The organism is Caballeronia sp. 11_S32 (assembly GCF_056930355.1).
This window is the reverse complement of the sequence record NZ_JBXOWH010000003.1, coordinates 2,193,235-2,217,828: the sequence shown is the minus strand read 5'-3', so window position 1 is coordinate 2,217,828 and position 24,594 is coordinate 2,193,235. Positions and strand designations below refer to the sequence as shown.

18 protein-coding genes are annotated in these 24,594 nt (G+C 65.9%); 5 read left to right on the top strand and 13 right to left on the bottom strand.

Annotated elements, in window-relative coordinates; genetic code table 11:
* Positions 1–60: 60 nt before the first annotated feature.
* From AC1Z32_RS21960 to AC1Z32_RS21945, 4 genes are all read right to left on the bottom strand, one after another.
* The gene (locus AC1Z32_RS21960) at positions 61–1,083 is read right to left on the bottom strand and encodes a quinone-dependent dihydroorotate dehydrogenase (protein WP_483480549.1); all 1,023 of its coding nucleotides are present in this window, start codon (positions 1,081–1,083) and stop codon (positions 61–63) included.
* Between the two features lie 86 nt (positions 1,084–1,169).
* On the bottom strand, positions 1,170–1,997 hold the full coding sequence (locus tag AC1Z32_RS21955) for an arginyltransferase (protein ID WP_062605590.1): 828 nt from the start codon (positions 1,995–1,997) through the stop codon (positions 1,170–1,172).
* A 114-nt stretch (positions 1,998–2,111) separates the two neighbouring features.
* Complete coding sequence (gene aat, locus AC1Z32_RS21950) at positions 2,112–2,843, bottom strand: leucyl/phenylalanyl-tRNA--protein transferase (RefSeq protein ID WP_483480548.1); 732 nt, start codon at positions 2,841–2,843, stop codon at positions 2,112–2,114.
* A 56-nt stretch (positions 2,844–2,899) separates the two neighbouring features.
* Positions 2,900–3,445 carry an NUDIX hydrolase gene (locus AC1Z32_RS21945; RefSeq protein WP_062605586.1) on the bottom strand — a complete coding sequence of 182 codons (546 nt, stop codon included), beginning with the start codon at positions 3,443–3,445 and terminating at the stop codon, positions 2,900–2,902.
* A gap of 244 nt (positions 3,446–3,689) precedes the next feature.
* On the opposite strand from AC1Z32_RS21945, the gene AC1Z32_RS21940 reads away from it, so the two are divergent.
* From AC1Z32_RS21940 to moaE, 3 genes are read left to right on the top strand one after another with little or no spacing between them, the layout of a single operon-like run.
* Complete coding sequence (locus tag AC1Z32_RS21940; RefSeq protein ID WP_483481714.1) at positions 3,690–4,916, top strand: molybdopterin molybdotransferase MoeA; 1,227 nt, start codon at positions 3,690–3,692, stop codon at positions 4,914–4,916.
* A gap of 13 nt (positions 4,917–4,929) precedes the next feature.
* Complete coding sequence (gene moaD, locus AC1Z32_RS21935) at positions 4,930–5,187, top strand: molybdopterin converting factor subunit 1 (RefSeq protein ID WP_062605582.1); 258 nt, start codon at positions 4,930–4,932, stop codon at positions 5,185–5,187.
* Between the two features lies 1 nt (position 5,188).
* Positions 5,189–5,662, top strand: a complete 474-nt coding sequence (moaE, locus tag AC1Z32_RS21930) for a molybdopterin synthase catalytic subunit MoaE (RefSeq protein WP_483480547.1) — start codon at positions 5,189–5,191, stop codon at positions 5,660–5,662.
* A 6-nt stretch (positions 5,663–5,668) separates the two neighbouring features.
* On the opposite strand, the gene AC1Z32_RS21925 is transcribed toward moaE, so the two are convergent.
* Entirely contained in the window at positions 5,669–6,211 is a 543-nt protein-coding gene (locus AC1Z32_RS21925; RefSeq protein WP_483480546.1) for a group III truncated hemoglobin, read from the bottom strand.
* 333 nt (positions 6,212–6,544) lie between these two features.
* On the opposite strand from AC1Z32_RS21925, the gene AC1Z32_RS21920 reads away from it, so the two are divergent.
* Both AC1Z32_RS21920 and clpB read left to right on the top strand, forming a co-directional pair.
* On the top strand, positions 6,545–7,054 hold the full coding sequence (locus tag AC1Z32_RS21920; RefSeq protein WP_483480545.1) for an Rrf2 family transcriptional regulator: 510 nt from the start codon (positions 6,545–6,547) through the stop codon (positions 7,052–7,054).
* 187 nt (positions 7,055–7,241) lie between these two features.
* Positions 7,242–9,839: an ATP-dependent chaperone ClpB gene (clpB, locus tag AC1Z32_RS21915; protein WP_483480544.1), complete on the top strand. Its 2,598-nt coding sequence runs from the start codon at positions 7,242–7,244 to the stop codon at positions 9,837–9,839.
* A 188-nt stretch (positions 9,840–10,027) separates the two neighbouring features.
* On the opposite strand, the gene AC1Z32_RS21910 is transcribed toward clpB, so the two are convergent.
* The 8 genes from AC1Z32_RS21910 to AC1Z32_RS21875 form a co-directional block, all read right to left on the bottom strand.
* Entirely contained in the window at positions 10,028–10,486 is a 459-nt protein-coding gene (locus AC1Z32_RS21910) for a YidB family protein (RefSeq protein ID WP_483480543.1), read from the bottom strand.
* A gap of 155 nt (positions 10,487–10,641) precedes the next feature.
* Entirely contained in the window at positions 10,642–11,220 is a 579-nt protein-coding gene (locus tag AC1Z32_RS21905; protein WP_483480542.1) for a ComEA family DNA-binding protein, read from the bottom strand.
* Between the two features lie 279 nt (positions 11,221–11,499).
* Positions 11,500–13,740 (bottom strand): penicillin-binding protein 1C, encoded by a 2,241-nt coding sequence (pbpC, locus tag AC1Z32_RS21900; protein ID WP_483480541.1) that lies wholly within the window; start codon positions 13,738–13,740, stop codon positions 11,500–11,502.
* A 4-nt stretch (positions 13,741–13,744) separates the two neighbouring features.
* Entirely contained in the window at positions 13,745–19,780 is a 6,036-nt protein-coding gene (locus tag AC1Z32_RS21895; protein WP_483480540.1) for an alpha-2-macroglobulin family protein, read from the bottom strand.
* Positions 19,781–19,896: 116 nt separating this feature from the next.
* Positions 19,897–21,258, bottom strand: a complete 1,362-nt coding sequence (locus AC1Z32_RS21890; protein ID WP_483481713.1) for an MATE family efflux transporter — start codon at positions 21,256–21,258, stop codon at positions 19,897–19,899.
* Between the two features lie 40 nt (positions 21,259–21,298).
* Positions 21,299–23,062, bottom strand: coding sequence for an ArnT family glycosyltransferase (locus AC1Z32_RS21885; protein WP_483480539.1), 1,764 nt, complete (start codon positions 23,060–23,062; stop codon positions 21,299–21,301).
* A gap of 252 nt (positions 23,063–23,314) precedes the next feature.
* Positions 23,315–23,569 (bottom strand): type B 50S ribosomal protein L31, encoded by a 255-nt coding sequence (locus AC1Z32_RS21880; RefSeq protein WP_062605561.1) that lies wholly within the window; start codon positions 23,567–23,569, stop codon positions 23,315–23,317.
* A 177-nt stretch (positions 23,570–23,746) separates the two neighbouring features.
* The gene (locus tag AC1Z32_RS21875) at positions 23,747–24,571 is read right to left on the bottom strand and encodes a M90 family metallopeptidase (protein ID WP_483480538.1); all 825 of its coding nucleotides are present in this window, start codon (positions 24,569–24,571) and stop codon (positions 23,747–23,749) included.
* Between the last annotated feature and the right edge of the window lie 23 nt (positions 24,572–24,594).

The window sequence follows — 24,594 nt, the reverse complement described above, 5'->3', positions numbered from 1 at the left end:
GTGAAAATGCAATCGCCGCGTCATACCGTTTGCTTATGTCTATATGCGCGTTCGGCGGGATCACGCGAGCGCTTCGACGCACTCCTTCACGAGCGCGGGACCGCGATAGATCAGCCCCGTGTAAATCTGCACGAGCGATGCGCCCGCCGCGAGTTTCGCGCGCGCGTCCTCGCCCGAGAAGATGCCGCCCACGCCGATGATCGGCACGTCCGAGCCGACTTCAGCGCGCAGCTTGCTGATCACCTCGTTCGATGCATCGAAGACCGGACGCCCGGACAGGCCGCCGGCTTCGTCGCCGTGCTTCATGCCGGTCACGGCGGTGCGCGAAAGCGTGGTGTTCGTCGCGATCACGCCGTCAATCTTGTGAGCCAGCAGCGTGCCCGCAATCGACTTGATCTGCTCGTCGTCGAGATCGGGCGCGATCTTGAGCGCGAGCGGCACGAGCTTGCCGTGCAGGTCGGACAGGCGCTGCTGCTTGTCCTTGAGCGCGCCGAGCAACGAATCCAGCTCGCCCGCGCCCTGCAATTGCCGCAGATTCTTCGTGTTCGGCGACGAAATGTTGATCGTCACATAGCTCGCGAACGGATAGACGCGCTCGAGACAGTAGAGATAGTCGTCGGCGGCGCGCTCGATCGGCGTATCGGCATTTTTGCCGATGTTCAGCCCCAGCACGCCGCGATAGCGCGCGGCCTTCACGTTGGCGACGAACTGATCGACGCCGCGATTGTTGAAGCCCATCCGGTTGATGAGCGCGTTCGCCTCCGGCAGCCGGAAGATGCGCGGGCGCGGATTGCCCGGCTGCGCGCGCGGCGTGACGGTGCCCACTTCGATGAAGCCGAAGCCGAGCGCGGCGAGCCCGTCGATGCACGCGCCGTCCTTGTCGAGACCGGCCGCGAGCCCGACCGGATTACGGAACGTGAGGCCCATGACGGTGCGCGGCGAATCGGGGCCGCGCGTGGCGAGCATGCCGGCGAGACCGGTGCGGCCGGCCGCGCCCAGCATGCGCAGCGTCAGGTGATGAGCGTCTTCCGCGTCCATCTTGAAGAGATGCGAACGCGCGAGCGGATAGAAGGAACTGAACACGAAATGAAAGCCGGCGAGGGCGAATTTTTTTAAGACCGCTATTTTAGCGGCTTTGTCCGCGGTGCCGGTCCGGGCCGCGCCACGGGTTATTTCGGCTGGTCCGGCGAGTGGATGCGCCCGGGCATCGGCAGCGTGCCGGCGGATTGCGTGTTCACCGGGTCGAGCAGCGTCCAGCGGCCGTCGATCAGGCCTTCCAGCGGCCGGAAATTGGCCTTGTACGCCATCTTTTCGCTTTCGCGGATCCAGTAGCCGAGATAGACGTGCGGCAGGTCGAGGCTCTTTGCCTGCTCGATCTGCCAGAGGATGTTGAAGGTGCCGTAGCTCGTCTTCGGCATGTCCGGCTCGAAGAACGTGTACACCGATGAAAGCCCGTCGCCCAAAATGTCGATCATGCTGATCATGCGCAGCTCGCCCGGTTCGTCGGGATGCGCGGGGTCCCCGGGCTCGCGGAACTCGACGAGGCGCGAGTTGATCCGGCTTTGCAGCAGGAACTGCTCGTACTGGTCGCGGCTGTCGCGGTCCATGCCGCCGCCCGCGTGCCGCGCCGACTGATAGCGCATGTAGAGCGCGTAATGCTCTTCGTCGTAATGCAGCGGCGCGACGCTCGCCACCAGATCGCCGTGCTGCTTCCACACGCGGCGCTGCGCGCGGTTCGGCACGAAGCGCGCGACCGGCACGCGCACCGGCACGCAGGCGCGGCAGCCATCGCAATACGGGCGATACGTGAACACGCCCGAGCGCCGGAAGCCGGCTTTCACGAGTTCGGTGTAGACGTCGGAGTTGATCAGATGGCTCGGCGTGGCGACTTGCGAGCGTGCGACGCGCCCTTCCAGATAGCTGCAAGGATAGGGCGCTGTTGCATAGAATTGCAGCGCGGAAAGCGGTGACAGCGGCAGCTCGTTCGGGTGTGTCACGTTGGCGGCTCTCGCAGGCGTCGTCTCGTCGTTGGCGGCCCGCGCGCGTGATTCGGGCGCGCGCCTGGCGGCTGCATTCGTTTGTCGCTAAAAGGCGTGACGCTATGTGAGCGATCAGCGTGCCAGCACGTCGAGAAGGACGGATTTATCGAAGCGCCAGCCGATCGCGGGTTGCGCCGTAGCCCGTCTGAGATGCGTGACGAACGCGCGGCGGGCAATCTCGCGGCCGCCCAGCGACGCCAGATGCGACGTGTTCTGCTGGCAGTCTATCATCTCTATTTTGTTGCGGCGCAAGTGTCCGACGAGCGCCGCGAGCGCGATTTTCGATGCATCGGTACGGTGCGCGAACATCGATTCGCCGAAGAACATGCGCCCGAACGATACGCCGTACAGCCCGCCCACGCGCACGCCGTCGTGCCACGTTTCGACGCTGTGGGCGTTGCCCGCGCGATGCAGCGTCGTGTAAGCATCCACGATGTCCGACGTGATCCACGTGCCGCGCTGGCCGTCGCGCGGCGTCTCGGCGCAGGCGCGCATCACGGCAGGAAAGTCGTGGTCGACGCGGATTTCCCAGACGGATTCGCGCACCACGCGCTTCAGGGTCTTGCGCAGCGAATCGGATACCTTGAACTCGGCCGGATAGAGCACCATGCGCGGATCGGGGCTCCACCAGAGCACGGGCTGGCCGTCCGAATACCAGGGGAAGATGCCGCGTCCGTAAGCGTCGATGAGACGTGAAGGCAGGAGATCCGCGCTAGCGGCGAGCAGGCCCGGCGCGCCGCTCGATGCGCCGAGCGCGCGCTCGACGGGCGGGAAGGGATCTTCGTCGGCGAGCCAGGGAACCATGTTCTCGGGAAAGCAGGTTTCGTGCTTGGAACTTGAGACCGCGTCGGGTCGTGCGATCAGCCGTCGCGCAGCGTGCGGAAGATGTCGCCCGTATGCAGCGTGAAGTTGCCCGCGGCGCGGTCGGCGAAGAAAAAGCGCAAGGTCTGGCCGACCGTCGGAAAGGCGATCTCGTCCCACGGAATCTCGCTTTCGTCGAAGAGCTTCACTTCCAGGCTTTCCTCGCCGGGATCGACTTCGATGTCGAGCAGCCGCGCGAGATAGAAGAGATGCACCTGATGCACGTGCGGCACGTTGAGCAGCGTGAAAAGGCTCTGGATTTCCACGCGCGCGCCGGCTTCCTCGAGCGTTTCGCGCGCGGCGCCTTCGCTCGTCGTCTCCTGCATTTCCATGAAGCCCGCGGGCAGCGTCCAGTAGCCGTAGCGCGGCTCGATCGCGCGGCGGCACAGCAGCACCTTGTCGTCCCACACCGGCACGGTGCCCACGACGTTACGCGGATTCTGATAGTGAACGGTGCCGCAGTTGTTGCAGACGAAGCGCTCGCGATTGTCGCCGGGCGGAATGGCCAGGCCGACCTCGTGGCCGCAGACGGAACAGAATTTCATGGAAATGGACGTGGGAAGTGTGGTGCGAGTGTATCACCGCCCTGCGGCGGCTTTGAGGCGCTTCGGCGCGGCGCACGTATCGGTTTTCTCGCATGGACGGCTTCCTCGCGGCAAAGCGTGCGACGCCCGCCTTCTCGTTACAATAGTTGACCGGATTGCAGTCTCCATTGCCAAGAACAGGGCGCGTCGCGTGCCCGAAGCGAACTCCATGTCATCCACGCCCGCCGCTTCCAGCCGTCCTCCTATGCTCGCCACCGCCGAGGCGCTCAGCCGCCTGCTCGATGCCGCGCGTCAGGTGGAGGGCCGCGAGCGCGTCGATACCCTCGACGCGCTGCACCGCGTGCTCGCCGCCGACGTGACCTCGCCGCTCGATGTCCCGCCGATGCACACCAGCTCGATGGACGGCTACGCGGTCCGCACCGCCGATCTCGCGGGCGCGGGCGAAGGCGCGAACATCGCGTTGCCGGTGTCGCAGCGCATTCCGGCCGGTCACGCGGCCAAACCGCTCGCGCAAGGCACGGCGGCGCGCATCTTCACGGGCGCGACGGTACCGCCGGGCGCGGACGCGGTGGTGATGCAGGAAATGGCGCAAGTTTCCGGCGACGGACGCGTCGCGTTCGCGCAGGCGCCCGCGCCGGGCGAATGGATCACGCGGCAGGGCGCGGATATCACGCGCGATTCGGTCATCCTGCCGGCGGGCACGCGCCTCACGCCGCAGGCGCTCGGGCTCGCGGCATCGGTCGGCTGCGCAGAGCTCGATGTAGTGCGTCCGGTGCGCGTCGCGATCTTCTTCACCGGCGACGAATTGCGCATGCCAGGCGAGCCGCTCGAACCCGGCGCGATCTACAACTCCAACCGCTTCACGCTGCGCGCGCTGCTCGCGAAGCTCGGCTGCGAGGTCACGGATCTCGGCATCGTGCCGGACCGGCTGGACGCGACGCGCGAGACGCTGCGGCGCGCGGCGGCCGACCACGATCTCATCCTGACCTGCGGCGGCGTGTCGGTCGGCGAGGAGGATCACGTGAAGCCGGCGGTGGAGGCGGAAGGGCGCATATCGATGTGGCAGATCGCGATGAAACCGGGCAAGCCGCTCGCGTTCGGCGCGGTGCGGCGCGGCGATTCGGCGGACGAGGCGTTTTTCATCGGTTTGCCGGGCAATCCGGTGTCGAGTTTCTGCACGTTCCTGCTGTTCGTGCGGCCGTTCCTGCTGCGGCTCGCGGGCGTGAAGAACGTCACGCCGCGCGTCTATTCGATGCGCGCGGACTTCAGCCAGAAAAAAGGCGACCGCCGCAACGAATTCCTGCGCGCGCGCGTGAACGAGGCGGGCGGGCTCGATCTCTTCGAGAACCAGAGTTCGGCCGTGCTGACATCGACCGTCTGGGGCGACGGCCTCATCGACAATCCGCCGAATCACGCGATCAGCGAGGGCGAGATCGTGCGCTTCATCCCATTTTCAGAACTGATGCGGTAAGGACGAGCTGGACATGAAAGTCGAACTGAGATTTTTTGCGAGCGTGCGCGAGGCGCTGGGCGTCGCGAACGAAACGGTCAGCGTGCCGGACACGGTGGTCAACGTCGGCGACGTGCGCGCGTGGCTGCGCATGCGCGGCGGCGCGTGGGCGGAGACGCTTGCCGAGGGCCGCGCGCTGCGTATGGCCTGCAATCACGTGATGACGAATCCGTCGCAGCGCATCACCGAGGGTTGCGAGGTCGCGTTTTTCCCGCCGGTCACGGGCGGCTGACATGTCCACGCGTTCGAAAATTCGCGTTCAGGAAGCCGATTTCGACATCAGCGCCGAAGTGGCCGCGTTGCGCGCCGACAATCCGAAAGTGGGCGCGGTCGCGTGCTTCGTCGGCACGGTGCGCGATCTGAACGAAGGCAGCGCCGTCGAGACGATGGAGCTCGAGCACTATCCCGGCATGACGGAAAAGTCGCTGGAAGCGATCGCCGACCAGGCGCGCGAGCGCTGGCGCGGCTCGGACGTGCTGATCGTGCATCGCGTGGGCAAGTTGAAGCCGCTCGATCAGATCGTGCTCGTCGCGACGACGGCGATGCATCGCGGGGAGGCGTTCGAATCGTGCGCCTTCGTGATGGACTATCTGAAGACGCAGGCGCCGTTCTGGAAGAAGGAGAAAACCGAGGCGGGCGAGCGCTGGGTTGATGCGCGCGAATCCGACGATGCGGCGCTCGCGCGCTGGGAAGGTTCGAAAACCTGAGCGCGGTTACTTGCCGTCTACGGATTTGCCGACGAACTTCGCCGGAAACGGCTCCGCGTCCGGCCGCTCGGGAAAGCGCGGCTCGGGCGCGCCGCCCGTGCGCTGGCGCTTGAGCGCCGCGAGCAATTCCTGCTGCTCGACGGGAATCTGATAATCCCAGCCGAACTTGCTGAGCTGCAGGCTCTGCGCGATGCGCAGCGCGGGCTCCATGAACTGCACGGCGGCGGCCGGCTCGTAACGTGACTCGACGGTGTTCAGAAACAGCGACAGCCAGCGCGCGAAGTGACGCGGCTCGATATCGTCGAACGGCCGATGCGCCTCCTGCACATTGCCGCGATATTGCTTCGAGCCGAGCACGAGGCTCGACCAGAAGGTCGTCATCTTCGCGAGATGCTCGTCCCAGCGGCCCGTGAGCGCGCGAGAAAAGATCGGACCGAGGAGCGGATCGTCATCGACGCGGCGATAAAAGGCCTCGACGAGCGCACGCACGTTGGTCTCGTTGGGTTCGCTGTCCCGCTCGGTCGCGGCGGGCTGATGGTCTGGATTCATGGCAAAGCTGTCGTGCAAGAAGCCGGCGGTCAGACCGCTGGCCGATTTTGATGACGAAACGCAACAATATGAAGCAAAATATCGGATACTCGGGTGGGCGTTGCCTTGGGCGACGGCTGCCCGACGCGCCGTGCCGGTTTCATTTCCGGCTGCCCGCGTGCGGATATTAGCCCTTGCGGGGCGGGGCGAAAGTCATCTCCCTGGCCGCCGCGCGGACTTTCGCCCATCGGTGCGACCCGACGCCGCGTCCTTTCAAGGCCTTTCTCGTGTTCTCCTCTGCCTGCCGAAGCGCCGAGGGTGTGCCGAGGCGCTTAAACCCATTCGCGCGACACCATGCGACTGACCGACTATACCGATTACGCGCTGCGCGTTCTGCTCTATCTCTCCGTTCGACCGTCCGGTCTCTCGACGATCCAGGAAATCTCGGATGCCTACGGCATCTCGAAGAACCATCTGATGAAGATCGTGCAGCAGCTCGGCGAGCTCGGCTGGGTCGAAACCGTGCGCGGCCGCAATGGCGGGCTGCGGCTTTCGGCGAGCTCGAACGATCTCACGATCGGCGACATCGTGCGCAAGACGGAAAGCGATTTTGCGATCGTCGGCTGCTTCGCGGATCAACCCGCCGGTGAGAATGCCGCCTCACAGCAGCGCTGCGTCATCCAGCCGCATTGCCGCCTGCGCGGCGTGCTCGCGGCGGCGCGCGATGCCTTTCTCGCCGAACTCGACAAGCACACGGTCGGCGAGCTCGCGCATCCGGCGAACGAGCTCGCGCGGCTGCTGGGCATCATTCCCATTGCGCCGGTTCCGCCGGGTGCATTCGAGCCGAGCCGTGCGCCTTCCTGAGCGCATCGGGCCGATTTCTTGACGAACCCGTCGAACGAAAGCTGAACGCCGGAGGTCCATCCTGAGCCGGGGCGCTCGCGCCCGTCATTGTCGAAGAGCAAATTTGCGCACTTATCGAGCTTAACAACGCTTGAAAGTGACAGAAAGCGCCTCATTTTGGTCGTATTCAGAATTGGAGCTTCAGAAAATGAGAATCGACAAACTCACCACCAAATTCCAGGAAGCGCTCTCCGACGCGCAAAGCCTGGCAGTTGGACACGACAACCAGTACATCGAGCCGGTTCACCTGCTCGCGGCGCTCGTCGCGCAGCAGGACGGCTCCGCGCGCTCGCTGCTGTCGCATGCGGGCGTGCAGGTTCAGGCGCTGCAGACGGCGCTGAACGACGCGATCAACCGCCTGCCGCAAGTTCAGGGCACGGACGGCAATGTTCAAGTGAGCCGCGAGCTCGCCGGTCTGCTCAATGCCGCCGATAAAGAAGCGCAAAAGCTCAACGACACCTACATCGCGAGCGAGATGTTCCTCATTGCCGTCGCCGATGACCGCGGCGAAGCGGGCCGCATCGCGAAGCAGCACGGCTTGACGCGCAAGGCGCTCGAGGCGGCGATCAACGCCGTGCGCGGCGGCGCGCAGGTGAACAGCCAGGACGCGGAAAGCCAGCGCGAGGCGCTCAAGAAATACACCGTCGATCTGACCGAGCGCGCCCGCGCGGGCAAGCTCGATCCGGTGATCGGCCGCGACGACGAAATTCGCCGTTCCATTCAGATCCTCCAGCGCCGCACGAAGAACAATCCCGTGCTGATCGGCGAGCCGGGCGTCGGCAAGACGGCGATCGTCGAGGGGCTGGCGCAGCGCATCGTCAACGGCGAAGTGCCGGAAACGCTCAAGGGCAAGCGCGTGCTGTCGCTCGACATGGCCGCGCTGCTCGCGGGCGCGAAGTATCGCGGCGAGTTCGAAGAGCGCCTGAAGGCCGTGCTTCATGACATCGCGAAGGACGAAGGGCAAACCATCGTCTTCATCGACGAAATTCACACGATGGTCGGCGCGGGCAAGGCCGAAGGCGCGATGGACGCGGGCAACATGCTGAAGCCGGCGCTTTCGCGCGGCGAGCTGCATTGCATCGGCGCGACCACGCTCGATGAGTACCGCAAGTACATCGAGAAGGATGCGGCGCTCGAGCGTCGCTTCCAGAAAGTGCTCGTCGATGAACCGTCGGTGGAAGCGACCATTGCGATCCTGCGCGGCTTGCAGGAGAAGTACGAGCTGCACCACGGCGTCGAGATCACCGATCCGGCGATCGTCGCGGCGGCGGAACTGTCGCATCGCTACATCACGGACCGTTTCCTGCCGGACAAGGCCATCGATCTGATCGACGAAGCCGCGTCGCGCATCAAGATGGAAATCGATTCGAAGCCCGAAGAGATGGACAAGCTGGACCGTCGTCTCATTCAGCTGAAGATCGAGCGCGAGGCCGTGAAGAAGGAGAAGGACGAGGCATCGCAGAAGCGTCTGCAACTGATCGAAGAAGAAATCGAGCGGCTGAACCGCGAATACTCGGACCTCGAGGAAATCTGGACCGCCGAGAAGGCCGCGGTGCAGGGCAGCGCGCAGTTGAAGGAAGAAATCGAAAAGGTGCGCGCGGACATCACGCGTTTGCAGCGCGAAGGCAAGCTCGAAAAGGTCGCCGAGTTGCAGTACGGCAAGCTGCCCGAGCTCGAAGCGCGTCTGAAGCAGGTGACGCAGGCCGAATCGCAGGAGCAGAACAATCCGACGCGTCCGCGTCTTCTGCGCACGCAGGTCGGCGCGGAGGAAATCGCGGAAGTCGTGTCGCGTTCCACCGGCATTCCAGTGTCGCGGATGATGCAAGGCGAGCGCGAGAAGCTGCTGCAGATCGAGAGCAAGCTGCATGAGCGCGTGATCGGCCAGGACGAGGCGATCGGCGCGGTGGCGGACGCCATTCGCCGTTCGCGCGCGGGTCTTTCGGATCCGAACCGTCCGTATGGCTCGTTCCTGTTCCTCGGGCCTACGGGCGTCGGCAAGACGGAACTGTGCAAGGCGCTCGCGGCGTTCCTGTTCGATTCGGAAGATCATCTCATCCGCATCGACATGAGCGAGTTCATGGAGAAGCACAGCGTCGCGCGTCTGATCGGCGCGCCGCCGGGATACGTCGGCTACGAGGAAGGCGGCTATCTGACCGAAGCCGTGCGTCGCAAGCCGTACAGCGTGATCCTGCTCGATGAAATCGAGAAGGCGCATCCGGACGTCTTCAACGTGCTGCTGCAAGTGCTCGACGACGGCCGCATGACCGATGGCCAGGGCCGCACCGTCGACTTCAAGAACACGGTGATCGTGATGACCTCGAACCTCGGTTCGCAAGTCATCCAGGGCATGGTCGGCGAGCCGCAGGAGCGGGTGAAGGACGCCGTCTGGGAGGAAGTGAAGCTGCACTTCCGGCCGGAATTCCTCAACCGTATCGACGATGTCGTCGTGTTCCACGCGCTCGATCGCACGAATATCGAGTCGATCGCGAAGATTCAACTGCAGCGTCTGCAGGAGCGTCTCGCGAAGCTCGACATGCAACTCGACGTGGCGGAAGCGGCGCTCGAGCAGATCGGCAAGGTTGGCTACGATCCGCTGTTCGGCGCGCGGCCGCTGAAGCGCGCGATTCAGCAGGAGATCGAGAATCCGGTCGCCAAGCTGATTCTCGCCGGGCGTTTCGGACCGAAGGACGTGATCCCGGTCGATGTGCGGGAAGGGAAGTTCGTGTTCGATCGTGTGGTGCATTGACGCGGAAAGCGAATCTCGTCGGCGTCCGCTGACGAGATTCGAATGACGAAGGGGCAGCGGAAAGACCGCTGCCCCTTTTTTCTTGCTTCCTGTTGCGCCCGGGCCAGCGTCCCGGCAATGCAAAAGCCCCGCAGGGCGCACACCCTGCGGGGCTTTCTTCGATCAGCCGAACGCTGCGCGATCCGCGCTCAACCCTGCTTCGGCTCTTCACTCTTGCCGAACAGGCCGGCCAATCCGCCGAGCGAGCCGAGCACACCGGTCAGATCGAGCTGACCTTCGGCCGGCACTTCGCCGTTCGGCGTCGCGCGATCGACGATATGCGGCAGCACCGCCGCCAGCATGCCCGAAAGCTGATCGCCCGAAACGCCTGCCTTCTGGGCGAGCGCGCCGACATTGTCGTGGCCGAGCACGTTCGTGAGCGTATCGGGGCTGATGGGCTTGTTCTCACCGGTGCCGATCCACGACTGGACGACATCGCCCGCGCCGTGCTGCTGGAAGCGCTGGATCAGGCCCATGATGCCGCCCGGCTGGCTGTTGATGAACTGGAGCGCAGCCGCGATCAGCGCGGCTTGCCCCGACTGGGCAGGCTGGCCGCCTTGTTGCGACGAGTTGCCGAGGGTGGAGGCGAGGATATCGAGTAGGCTCATGGCGGTCTCACTACGAGAGGTTGTGGGGTGGGTTCGCTCGCGCCGCCGCATCCGGACGAAACCGGGACGTGGCGGCGCGGGCATCGGCCGCGAGCGGCCGTTCAGCGATGGTCATACGCGAAGGCAAATTTCCTGCGTCAAGGTTCCCCGATGAATCACTGGCTGGCGGCCGCGGCGCTGGCGGCCTTGTCTTTCTTGCTGTGCTTCGATTTGCCGGACTTCGCATCGCTCGCCGCCGACGGGCCCGATGCGCTTTCTGCCGTTGCCGCCGCGCTTTCCTTCTTCGACTTCTTCGAAGCCTTCGAGCCGGAGGCGGGCGCAGCAGGCGTCGCGGCCGGGGTCTGCGCCGTCGTGGCCGCGGGCGAGGTCGCGGCGGTGGCCGCCGTCGAGGACTTGACGGTCGAGTTCGGCGCGGCGCTGCCGCCTTGCGTCGTCGTGGGCTTCGAAGGCTTGCCAGTCGGCGGCAGCGAAGAACCGCCGATCGTCAGGCCGTTCTGCTCCAGGGTCGCCACCGACTTCGTGCCCAAACCCTTGACGCGGGTCGCGAGATCGTCGGCATCCTTGTACGGACCGTTCTTCGTGCGCTCGTCGATAATCGCCTTCGACTTCACCGGCCCCAGACCCTTGACGGATTCCAGCGCGGCTTGATCGGCGGTATTGACGTCGACCGCGGCGAACGCCGCACCGATCGACATCATGAACGCTAAGCACAGCATCAGCAGCTTTTTCAGCATGACGGCACTCCAGGCTTTGAAAGAGAAATGACGGATCGATAAGTTCGGGCCAATTGGGAAGATGCCGTTAAGCATAGGGCAAAAAAACGCGAGGCATGGATCGTCCCGAACGATAACGGCTCGCATTGTGCACGACCCCACCGCGTGCACCGCGCTTTCCGCACAATCTTTAACGTTGCGAAACGCCGATTGGATGACGTTGCGGTTTTTTATCTGCGTTCACGCATACAAATACCGAAGAATGCTTCGCGCTGCAAACTTCCGCGCAATTCAGACGCATCATTTGGATGGCGGCGCGGCGGTTTTCGCGAATGCGCCGCGCACCTCGAAGCCGACTTTATCGACGACTTCGCCGCGCGTATCCACGAGTTCCAGCACGTGACGGCCCGGCCAGGGCAGCCACGCCGCGCGAGCGTCGTGGCCGTAGGGCTTGCCGTCGAGCCGCCACGCGAGGCGCGCGTCGTTCGTCGCGCGCTCGAACCAGACGCGCTGCCGCGCGGGCGGGATATCCGGATCGAGCGCGAAGATCGTGCCGTCGGTCGGCGTGGCGATGCGTGCCGACCGCGCGTCGGCTTGCGCGTCGCGCGCCGCCTGCGCCGCGCTGGACGTGAGACCGATGGCGCTCATCTGCGTGCCGCGCACGAACCATTCGCTGCGCGCCGGCTCGATGTCGTGCTGATACGTGACGCGCGTCGTCACCACATCCGCGGGCGCTCGAGGAGGGCGGCTATCCGCGCGCCGGTTCAGATAGTTGACGATCGCGTTCCACGCCGGCGCCGCGCCCGTCACGCCTGAAACGTCCCACATCGGCGCGCCGTCGGCATTGCCTACCCACACGCCCACGGTGTAGCGCGACGTGAAACCGACCGCCCAGTTATCGCGCATGTCCTTGCTGGTGCCGGTCTTCACGGCGCTGAAGGCGCGCGTCGCGAGCACGCTGTCGAAGCCGAAGGTGCGCGTGCGCGCGTTGTTGTCCGCGAGGATGTCGGTGACGATAAAGCTCGCCTCCGGGCTGAACACGCGCGTGCCGGCTGGCGCCGCGCGATGTTCCGCGAGATCGAAAAAGGGCCGCGCGACGCCGCCGTTCGCGAGCGCGCGATACGCATTCGCGAGCGTTGCCAGCGTGACGTCGGCTCTGCCGAGCGCGAGGCTGAAGCCGTAGTAATCGCCCGCCTGCGACAACGGCAGACCGAGCGCGACGAGCGTTTTCGCGAACCGGTGCGGCGTGACCATCACGAGCGTGCGCACCGCCGGCACGTTCAGCGACGAGCCGAGCGCCGTGCGCACGCTCACCCAGCCCTTGAAGTCGTGATCGTAGTTCTGCGGGATATAGAGACCGCCGCCGGTCGCGAGATCGAGCGGCGCATCGTCGAGCAGGGTCGCGGCGGTGACGCGCTTCTCGTCGATCGCCTGCGCGTAGAGGAAGGGCTTGAGCGTCGAGCCGGCCTGACGCGCGGCGAGCACCGCATCGACCTCGGGCGCGTTCGACAGCCCGCCCGCCGACCCGACCCACGCGAGCACGTCGCCCGAGCGGTTGTCGATCACGATGGCGGCCGCGTCGTGCACGTTGCGCGGATGCGCGCGCGCGTTCAGTTCGGCGAGCGTGCGCGCGAGGGTGTCGCGGGCGAAGCGCTGCAGACGTGCATCGAGCGTCGAGCGCACGCGCGCGCCGGCTTGCGGATGCACTTCGCTCGCGATACGCCGCGCGAGATGCGGCGCGAGCGCGTCGTCGCCCTGCGCGAGAGCGGGCGCGGATGCGGTGCGGGTCAGCGTGAGCTGGACGTAGCTATCGAGATTGACGCAAGGATCGACGCCGCGCGCGATGCCATGCAAAGTCTGCATGTCGCGCAGGATGACGCAGGCGCGCGCGGCGACCTTCGGATAGGCCGCGTTGGGCGCGCGCACGAGCGCGGCGGCGAGCGCGGCTTCGCGTTCGTCGAGCCCGGAAGGCGCCTTGCCGAAGAGCGTCTGCGACAGCGCCGACAAGCCGACGATCTCGCCGCGAAACGGCACGAGATTCAGATACGCCTCGAGAATCTGGTCCTTGCGCCAGCTGCGTTCGAGCCACAGCGCGCCGACTGTCTGCTGCGCCTTTTCGCCGATCGAGCGGCGTCCAGTTGATTTGTCATCCTCATCGATGAGGCCGGTGAGCTGCATCGTCACCGTGGACGCGCCGCGCGTGCGCGTGTTCCACAGATTGCCCCACGCGGCGGCGGCCGCGCCGCGCCAGTCGACGCCCGCGTGCTCGTAAAAGCGCTTGTCCTCCGATACGACGATCGCCTCGCGCAACGCCGGCGACACGTCCGCGAGCGCGATCCAGTCGCCGCGCCGCGCACGCTTGTCGATGCGCGTGCGCGCAAGCGGTTCGCCGTCGCGTGAAAGCAGCACCCAGTCGGAGCTGCGCCAATTCGCGCGCACGTCGTCGAAGCTCGGCGACGCGTGGGCTGTCGCCGGCAACATGCACGCGATGACGACACAGGCGGCTCGTCTCCCAAGCGGACTTCCTCCGGGGCGCTTCATGGCGTCACTTCGCGGCGAGCGGCTTCACGACCACCGGCGCATTCGGCAGCGCGCCGAACGACGAGGGCGCGTACAACGCTTCGACGCGCGTCGGCGGCAGGCCGAAGGTGCCGGGGTTGTTCAGCCGCATGGTGTATTCGACTTGCAGCTTGCCCTTCGGCAGGTAGCCGTAATACGCGCGATACCCCTCGAAGCCGCGCTCGACGAACGCGGGCCACGCGTCGCGATCCCGCTTCTCGCCCAGGGCCGCCGCTTCGGAATCGCGGCCGAGCCCGGAGCCGAGGATCGTCGCGCCCGCGGGAATCGGATCGTTCACGACGACCCAGGTCATGTCGCTTTGCGCGTCGATGTCGAGGTGCACGCGCACGATATCGCCGCGCGAGAGCACGCCTTGCACGGCCGGATCGATAGGCGTGACCGTCTTCGCGATGCGATAGCCCGCCGCGAACGGCGCCTTCAGCGCGATGGCCGCGAGGCTTTCGATCGTCGCCCACGGCTTGCCAGTGCCGTCCTGCGTCAGCGTGAGCGAGCCGCTCGTCCACGGCAGCATCACGCTGCGCGCGTTCGCGGTCTTCGTCGCGGTCTTCGTCGCGGGCGTGGCGGATGCGGGCGCGGCCGAAGGCGCTGCGCTCCAGTTCACGGATTGCGTGGCCGTTCCCAGTTGAATCGCCGTGTGACCGGTGACCGGCGTGCTCTCGAACAACCGCGAGAAGCGGCCGACCGCGAGCGTGCCCCACAGGTTCGCGGTCGTCGTCGGCCACGCGCCGTTCTTCTGCAACGCGAGCAGTCCCGCGACGAGACGCGGCATCTCCTCCTTCCAGCCGGGCGCATCGGCGAAGATCAGCGCGGTGCGCGCGGCGTTGGTTTCGGTGCCGGTCATGAGCCACCAGAGGTCGTCGTCGCGTTCGGTCGAGAAGGTGAGGCGCGTGCCCTGATACGTGAGGCGCGCGCGGATGATCTGCTCGGCCTGCGCGCGGTTCTCGTCGCGATTCGGAATGCCGTCGACGCGCGAGAGGATCGCGTAGTAATCCAGCACCGCCGATGTCGGCCACTGATCCGGCGCGACCGTGATCGAGCCGAGCATGCGCGGCTGCGCGAGACCAAAGCGCGACAACGCTTCGATCGCCGCGAGCTTCCCGATGTCGAGATCGTTGCGCGGCGCCCAGAACTTGCGCTCGATCTTCCCGTCGATGAAATTCGCGAGACCGGCGGCCATCTGGTTACGCAGATCGTCGGGCAGGGCGAAGCGGCGGTCCTGCTTCGCGGCTTCGTCGGTGACGGCGAGCAGATACGCGGTGAGGGCGGGGCTGCCGGTCGGGCGCGCGTCGTCGGCGGGCGGGAAGTAGTTCGCGAGGCCGTCGCGGTCGAGATAGGACGGCAGCTTCGCGAGCACGGCTTGCCATTGCGCCGCGTCCATCAGGCCGAGCGCGCGCGATGTCTGCTGCTCCAGGCAACTGTACGGATAGCGCTCGAACCAGCGGCGCACGCCGGGCAGGCCGTCGGCGAGCTTCGGCTGCAAGGACACCGCGATGCCGCCGCGCACGGCGCCGTCGCTCGACGTGCTCGCATCGGCGGGCGGCGCGACGGGCAGCGTGAGCGTGCCGTCGACTTGCGTGATCGTCGCCTGCTGCACGTTCACCGGTATCGCCGCGACGACTTTTTGCGTCAGTTTCACGGCATCGCTGGCCTTGGGTGCGCCTTGTTCGGACGCGCTCACGTTCCATTCGAGACTCGCGGAGGAGCCCGCGCCGAGCACATCGGGCGTCGTGACATCCCACGCCACTTCCCGCGACGATTCCGGCGCGAGTTCCACCGTGCGCGCATCGAGCGCGAGCGTGCCGGCGCGCGGCGTGACGACGACGCGCATCGTCCGCGCCGTCGTGTTGCGCAGCGTGAACTGCGCGCGGAACGCATCGCCGACGCGCACGAGCGGCGGCAATCCCGAGATCAGCTGCAAGTCCTGCGTGCTCTGGATCGATGCGCTGCCGGTGCCGAACTGCCCAGCGCCGACCGCGGCGACCGCGACGATGCGAAAGCGCGTGAGCGCGTCGTTGAGCGGCACGTCGACGCTGGCTTCGCCCTTTGCATCGAGCGTGACGCGCGGGTTCCACAACAGCAGCGTGTCGAACAGCTCGCGCGTCGCGCTGTGTCCGCCGCCGCCGCCCGCCGGCACCGCCTTGCGTCCGAAGTGACGCCGCCCGACGATCTCCATCTGCGCGGTCGCCGTTTCGACGCCATACGCGCGTTGCTCCAGCATCGCGTCGAGCACGTCCCAGCTTCGATTGGGCATGAGTTCGAGCAGCGCTTCATCGACTGCCGCGACCGCGATCTGCGTGCCCGCGGGCGCGGGCTTGCCGCCGGGCAGCGCGACTTTTACCTTCACGTGCGCCTTGCCGCGCACCGTGTACGACCTCGCGTCCGGGCTCACGCTCACCGCGAGCCGGTGCGACGCCGTGCCGACCTTGATCGACGCGAGCCCGTAACGGAACGCGGGCTTCGACAGATCGACGAGCGGCGTCGGCGCCTGATACTGGCGGCCTTCGTACCAGAACGCGCGCGCCCATTCGACGGGCGCCTTCCAGCCCCACGTGAAGAACGAGTACCACGGCACTTCGCGGATGCGCCCGCGCAACGCGAGCACCGACACATAGATGTTCGGCCCCCACGCGTCCTCGACCTTCAGCTCGACGGTCGGGTCCTTGCCGTTCAGTTCGACGACCCGCGTCTCGACGATGCCTTCCCGTTCGACCGCGACGAGCGCCGTCGCCGAGCGGAAGGGCATGCGCACCTGAAAGCGCGCGGTCTCGCCCGGTTCGTAGCTGGTTTTCTCGGGCAGGATGTCGATGCGGTCCGTATTCTCGCCGCCGAACCACAGTTCGTCCTCCCGCGTGACCCAGACGGACGTGCTCGCGTTGGCCGCGTGACCGTCGCCGTCTTTCGCGACCGCGATCAGATCGACATTGCCCGGCTCTTTGAGATTGGCATCGCACGAGACCATGCCGTGATCGTCGCTCTTGCCGCTGCAAAGCGTGCCGAGGTCCTTGATTTCGGTGTGGTTGTCATAGGCATAGAACCCGCCGACCATGCGCTTGCGCGAGCTCGACAGCACGCGCGCGACCGCCTTGATGTCCACCGATACGCCCGCGCGCGGCTTGCCCTGCAAATCGAGCGCAATTGCCCGCACCGGCAGCGCGCCGCCGACCGATACCCAATGTCCCGCCTTCACGCCCACGGCCACCGCAGCGGGCCAGAGCGTCGTGCCGCCGCTGATGGTCTGAATCTCGCCGTTCGGATCGGCGAAGCTGGCTTCGAGCGCGAGACGCTTCGGCGATTCGACCGCGGGCAGCGGCTTCACCGTGACCTTGCCCGCGCCGTCGCGATCGAGCGTCAAGCGCAGCTTGTCGGCGATGAGCTTCGTCGTGGCATTGTCCTGCTCCTCGCTGTTTTCGTCTTCGGCGGGCGCGCTCGCGCCGTCGTTCGCCGGCTTGCGATACGGCGCGAAGCTGAAACCCTCGTACTGCGAAGCGAAGGGCGGCGATACGTCGCGTACGAGCGCCGACACCTGAACAAGCAGATTCGATGCCGGTCCGCCCTGCACGTATTCCAGTCGCACCGACACGGCTGCTTCCTGCGCCGCGACCAGTCCGGCCGAATTCGCAGGCGATTTGCCATCGGCCGCCGTGAGCGAGCCTTTGAACACCGGCAGGCGGAATTCCTCGACGCGAAAGCTCCCCGATTCATACGACTGCGTGACGGCGTTGTCGTTGTCGCCATCGTTGTTTTCCTGATCGTTCGATGCAGCCGCGCCGTTGTCGAGCGTCACGCTGTATTCGCCGAGCTTCGCCGCGACGGGCACGGTGAACGTCGAATCCGCGCTGTGATCGGCTGCCCACTTGAGCGGCAGATGCCAGGTCTGCCCGCTGCCGACATGGCGAATCGTCACGCGGCTCGGATAATTCGGCGGGAACGCGAAGCCGTTCAGTGTCTCGACGCGCATCAGATGCTTCATCGACACGGTTTCGCCCGCGCGCAGCAACGTGCGGTCGAACACCGTATGCGCGCGCGTCGTGCGCGTCGCGCTCATGTCGGTCGGGACGTTGAAGCGCCACGACTCGATGCCGCGATTCCAGTCCGACATCGCGAACGCCATGTCCGGGCCGGTGACCGGATCGTCCACGCGCGCCGATACGAAGAAGCCGCCCCACGCGAGACTGTGCTCGTTGCATTCGCGGACCGCGGCGAGCGGCTTGCCGATCTTCGCGAGACCTTGCGTATCCGTTTTGGCAGTGGCGATTTCGTCGCCGTTGCAATCGGTCACGCGCACCTGCGCGTTCGCGACGGGCTTGCCCTTGTCGAGCGTCGTGACCCACACGAGGCTGTTCTCGCGCCCCTGCTTCAGATGCACGCCGAGATTGGTGACGAGCACCGACGTGCGCACGTACATCGCCTGATTCTTGCCGAGCAGCGACGCGCCGAGCGCGGGCGAGCTCAGTTCGACGACATAGAAGCCCGGTTTCGCGAGCGGAATGCCGACGACCTCGAACGGGCGCAGCGCTTTGGGATCGGCGGCGGGGAGGGTGAGCGTTTCGACGCCGCGTTGTTTCGCGAGCATCGAGAGCGAGCGAATGTCGATTTGCGGATCGTTCGAGACCGAGCCATCGCTGTTGGGGATGATGACCGGCGCGATGCCGTTGCCCAGCATCGCGGGCATGCGCTCCTGAATGGCCGAGCGCGGCATCGAGATGCCGTCGAACTGGTCGACGTTGCGCATCCACTGGCGGATATCCGTATCCGCATCGAGCTTGAGCTTCGTGATCTGCGACGTGCCCGAATTCAGCCCTTGCACATGCAGATCCGCTTCGACGTGGCGCAGCGTGACTGGCAGCATCGCGGGCATGCCGGGTTCCGCGAATCGCTCGATGATGCCGAACGTGCCCGACGAGAACTTCGCGAGCGGCGGCATCGGCGCAGTCGCGGTCTTGAGCGGAAAGAGATCGGCATTGGCGAGGCCGCGCCCGCTCACGTCCTTCAGGTTCGCGGGGGCGTCGAGGGTGAGGTCGGCGCGCTCCGGCAGCGGCGCGGCGAACTCGATATTGCCGACTTCCGCGTTCTTGTCGCCCGCATCGAAATGGGGCGATGCGCTGCCCTTCGGTCCGCGCAGCACGAACTTCTGCGCATCGGCGCGGCTGATCGGCGCGCTGAAGTTCAAACGCAGCGGGCGCAACGGCGTGCACGGCGCTTTCGCGTTCTCGCGCTCGCAAGAGAAGCTCGCCGTGAAGGGCTCGCGCACCGTGAAGTCGAAGCGCTTCTCGATATCGTTGGCGATGCCGCCCGGCCCCGTCACGCCCGCGCCGTAGACGAGCTGCATCTTCGTTGCGGACGGCAATGTTTGCTGGCACGCGAGCGTGAGCACGCGGTCGCTTTCCTTCTCCAGCCGGAAATGTTTGAGCAAGGCGGCGCGCGTCGCGTCATCGACGGCGCGCACCGGGATGCGGTTGCCGATCGCGTTCGATTCGCACCAGACGTTTTGAAGCACGGACGCTTGCGTCGCCGGACCGTTCAGGCGCAACACGAAGACCTGATTCTCTTCGATATCGCCATAGCCCGGCATGATGCGCGTGACGAACGGTCCGCCCGTCTGGAAGGCGAAGTGGCGCGGGCCGGTGAGCGCATTGCCGGCGAGGGACTTGAGGCTGTCCGCGAGATCGAGCGCGCAGCGCACGCCGGGCGGCAGATCGTGCTCGAAGTCGAAGGCCCAGGTCTTGGCGTCGATCCAGCGGCCCGAGCCGGCCGTGGCCGGGGCGCTTGCGCCGCTACAGGCGATCTTGCCGGGCGCCGTGGCGGCGGCATTGCCGAAGGGGATCATCGGCTCGTCGAACTTGGCGACGACCTGGCGCACCTGCGCGACCTTGCCTTGCGGCGACACGCTCACGATGCGCGCGGCATCGGCCCGATGGATCGCGGCGCTCAACCCGAGCGCGGCGATCAGCGTAGTGGCAGCCAGGATCCATTTTTTTTGTGACGTAGCAACGCGGCTCATCCAAGCGCTCCGAGATCGACTCGACGCGGAATTTTACTGGAGCCCTACGTCATTCTTTCCAACGATGCGAAATCCGATGATTTTTTTGACAAACCATCGCATCGGATGCAAGCGCTTCAGCGCGCGCCGGCGGTCGGCAGATGCCGCGTGCTCACGCGCCGCCAGTAGATGAAAAGCCCGACGCCCGCGACGCCGAGACTCGCGGAATTGGCGATCCAGAATCCGCGCGCGCCTTGCAGCCATTCGGGCACGCCGCCGCCGACGTCGAAGCCGAGCAGATAGCCGCCGCCCAGTCCGATGCCCCACAGCGCGATGGCATAGATCACGGTCGGCACGAGCGTGACCTTGTACGCGCGCAGGATGAACGCGGTGGTGATCTGCAGCGCGTCGCAGAAGTGATAGAAGAAGATGATGAGCACGAGCGGCATCGCGGCCGCGATGACGTTCGCATCGGGCGTGTAGGCGGCGATCACGTGCGGGCGCGCGGCGACGAGGATCGCGCCGTAGACGAGCGCGAGCACGCACGCCATGCCGATGCCGTGGCGCGAGATCGAGCGCGCGTCGTCGTGGCGTCCGGCGCCGAGCGCCTGTGACACGAGCGTCGACGACGCAATGCCGATGGAAAGCGGCGTCATGTACAGCACCGCGCCGAGGTTGCCCGCGATCTGATGGCCGGCGAGCGTGGTCGTCCCGAAGCGCGAGATGAACAGCGCCATGAACGTGTACGACGTGACTTCGATGAGATACGAGAGGCCCATCGGAATGCCGAGACGCAGCAGCGCGACCTGACGCCGCCAGACCGGCCAGCAGAAGTGCGAAAAGATCCCGAACGGGCGGAAGAACTCGAACCTGAAAAGCACCGTCATGCCGACGCTCGCGAGCACCCAGTTGATGAGCGTGCTCGCGAGCGCGCAACCCGGACCGCCCAGCGCGGGCACGCCAAAGCCCCCGAAGATGAACCAGGTATTGAGCGGAAACTTGAGCAGCAGGCCGCCGATCTGCAGAAACATCACGAGCCGCGGCTTGCCGATCGCATTGGTGAGCGAGCTGTAGACGCGAAACGCGAGGCTCGCGGGCAGGCCGAACGACAGAATCCGCAGGTAATCGACGGTGCGGTCGTGCAGCGCGGGCGGCGTCCTCGCGAGCGACAGCAGCGGCTCGGGAAAGTAGAGCAGCACGAAGCCGATGACGGCGAGCGCCGCGGCGAGCCACAACGCCTGACGCGTCTCCTCGCCGATCTCGCTCTCGCGGCCCGCGCCGAAGAGCTGCCCGGCGATCGGCTGCAACGCGACGAGAATGCCCGTCAGACCGATATACACCGAGATATAGACGGAGCCGCCGAGGCCGAGCGCCGCGAGATCGGTGGCGGAGAAGCGGCCGACCATCGCGGTGTCGATGACGCCGAACGCGATCACCGCGAGCTGGCCGATCAGCACCGGCCACGCCAGCGCGGCGATCTTGCGCACGTCGCTCAGCATGCCGGTCGTGCTGGTCGGTGTGGGCGTCGCGCGCATCGCGTCATTGCGCCCGGCGCAGGCTCTTCGGACGCAGCGGTTTCTTCGCCGGCGGCGTGGGGCGCTCGATGCGCACGTAGAGGCGGAAGCGCTCGTCGCGGTCGGCAACGCGCCGGCCTTCCCACACGAGCTTCCATTGGTACGCCGACATCGACGACGGCTCGCCGTAGTCCGCCGGATCCTGACGCAGGATCACGTCGCAGTCTTCATCGAACGCGAAGTGCATGCCGCCGAAATAGGCGAAGGTGGCGATCTGCGCATCGCCGAGACGCACGGGCGAGATGCAGGTGTAATCCGGCGGCAGATGCACGGCGATCTGCTCGGCGACATCGCGATACGTGCGGCTGTAGTTCACGACCGGCAGCCACAGCGTCATCAGCAGCACCCACATGAGCGTGGTGCCCGCGCTCGACAACACGACGCTGCGCCACAGCACCTTGGGATGCCGCGCGAGACGCCAGCGCGCGAGCAGGAACCAGCAGACCGTCACGGCCACCGCGCACACGAACGAGATCAGCTTGAACTCGGGATGGAAGCCCGGCGCGAGACGCGCGAGATTGCGGGCCATCGGCGCGGGAAAGCCGAACATGCCCGCGCTCCACACGAGCCATACCAGCGAGCCGATGATGGTGAAGCTCAGCATCGCGAACCAGTCGATCGCGTTGATCGCGCCGCGCTTCAACGTGGGCAGCGCGAAAGTCGCGAGTACGGAAAGCGGCGGCAGCAGCAGCATGAAGAGGCGGTTGGTCTCGTGCGCCTGCAGGACGACCAGCACGAGCAGCGGCCCGATGATCGACAGCGGCACGCCCACGTGCGGCGAGCGGCGCAGCCCGCCCCAGCTCACGAACGCCCAGAGCGCGAGCGGCCACGCGGGCCACGTGAAGAGCGGCAGGTTCTTGATCGCGTAGCCGAAGATCGAGCCGGGCGTGCCGGAGAAGAACGAGAAGCTGTTGCGCCACCATTGGCGCAGCCACCATTCGCCGTCGTCGGGATAGAAATGCAGTGTCGGCAGCACCCACGCGGCGATCAGCAGGATCGCGACCGGCAGGCCGAAGATCAGGAGCGGCGCGGCGCGCACCTGCTTCACGATGATCGTCATCGCGAGCGTGCAGAGCAGCAGCGCGAATACGAGCACCGGCGAACTCGACAGCCCGACCACGCCGATCGCCGCGCCCCACACGAGGCCGCCGTGAATCGGCTTGTCGAGGCTGCGCACGAGTCCGTAGATGAGCATCGCGGTGCCGGCGAACTGCGCGAGCTGCGGCGTGGTTTCGTGGCCGCGCTCGGCGAGGCCGAAGCACGCGAGCAGGATGAGCAGCGCGCCGTCGGCAAGCGTGCGGCCGTAGTCGCGCGGCTCGGGCTCGCCGCCGAAGGCGTATTTGAACGGCTGGGCTTCGTCGCGCCGGCCGAGCAGATAGGTCGAATACCAGACGAATGCGCAGGCGAGACAGAAGAGCAGGCCGGTGACCACGCGCGACGCGTTGCTCGCATCGACCCACGGGCTGAGCAGCCGGATCGCCGATGCGCCGAGCCAGTACATCAGCGGGCCATCGGCGGTGGGCGCCTTGCCGACGAGGTTCGGCAGGAGCCAGTCGCGCGCATCGCCGTTGGCCATGGTCCACATGACGCCGAAGCCCGCCGCATCCTCGTTTTTCCACGGATCGCGGCCGAACAGGCCGAACGACGCGTAGGTGATGCAGATGGCGAGCAGCAGCCAGCGCGGCAGGGCGCTGGTGGCGGAGGCAGTCAGACGAACGACAGATCGCATGCGAGCAGGCTTGATGGAAAACGGTCCGCTGGTCTCGCGCCATGAGGCGGGAGCGGGGCCGGAGCAACCGGCATTGTAGACGCGCGGCGGCGTTAAGGGCGGATCATTGGCGTTGCCGTAACGGGCCGCAACGACGCTTACCGAATGGAGCAAATGCGGTGCCGGTGGCCGCCGTATATCGCAAAAAAGCAATCAGCGACAAAAAAGGGCAGCCAAAGCTGCCCTTTTTCCTTTGAAGCCCGAAAGTCCGGCTTACTTCTTCGTGGAGAAGCGCGCGAACTTGTTGTTGAACTTCTCGACGCGGCCCGCCGTGTCCATGATCTTTTGCTGACCGGTGTAGAACGGGTGCGATTCCGACGACACTTCGATCTTCGCGAGCGGGTAGGTCTTGCCGTTGAATTCGGCGGTTTCGCGCGTCTGGATGGTCGAGCGGGTCACGAACTTGAAGTCGTTCGACATGTCGACGAACAGGACTTCGCGGTAATTCGGGTGAATGCCTTCTTTCATGGTCTTTCCTGGGATCTGGCGGTAGCCAACCCGTTGCACTTGTCTACAGTGCCGCGCGAGTCACTTGCCTAGGGTCGAAAAACGGCGATTATGCCAGAAAATCAGTCGGTTGACATCTTTTTTGGAGGTTTCCGGCGAGAATCAGGAGAGGAATCAGGACGCAAATCAGGACACAAATCAGGAGAGCGCGCCCGCGCCCGCCGGGTCCTGTCGGTAGTAGCGCGCGAGCAGCCGGTAGAGCTCGGGATATTCGGACTCGAATGCCTGCGGCGTGACGAAGAGCGCTTCGCTGCACACCGCGAAGAATTCCGACGGATGGTCCGCCGCATAAGGATCGATCAGCGATTCGCGCTCGAAGCGGCTCCAGCGGCGCTCTGGCACGGCGTCCACGCGCGCGCAGAACTGGTCGTAGGCGTTGTCGAAGATATCGGCCCAGGCGGTGGAATCGAGCGGCGCGTGCCAGCGGCGAAAGAGCGGAGGATGCCCGTCCGCTTCGCCGTTCACCATGTCGATCTTGTGCGCGAATTCGTGGATCACGACGTTGTAGGCTTCCGAGCCATCGGCCATCTGCGTATCTTCCCACGAGAGCACGACCGGACCGCCTTCCCACGCTTCGCCGCTCGCATCGTGCTCGATCTCGTGCACGACGCCGTTTTCATCTTCGACTGTCTTCCGGATCACGAACTCGCCCGGATAGACGATCACGCCGACCCAGCCGCGATACAGGTCGAGGTCGAGATTGAGCACCGGCAGGCAGGCTTGCGCGGCGATGGAAACGATCATCGCGTCGGTCAGTTCGAGATCGTGCGCGGTCGAGAATTCTTTCTGGGCGATGAAGAGGCTGGCGGTTTCGCGCAGCCGTGCGAGATCGTCCGCGCCCAGATGGCCGAAGCACGGATACGCGTCGAGCGTGCGTTGCCATAGCATGTCGTCGATCGCGTATTTGCGCAGCGCGCGCCCGCGGCGATGCGCGCCGAGGAAACGGGTGAAGAGATTGGCCATTCGGACGGTCGGAATAGAGTGGG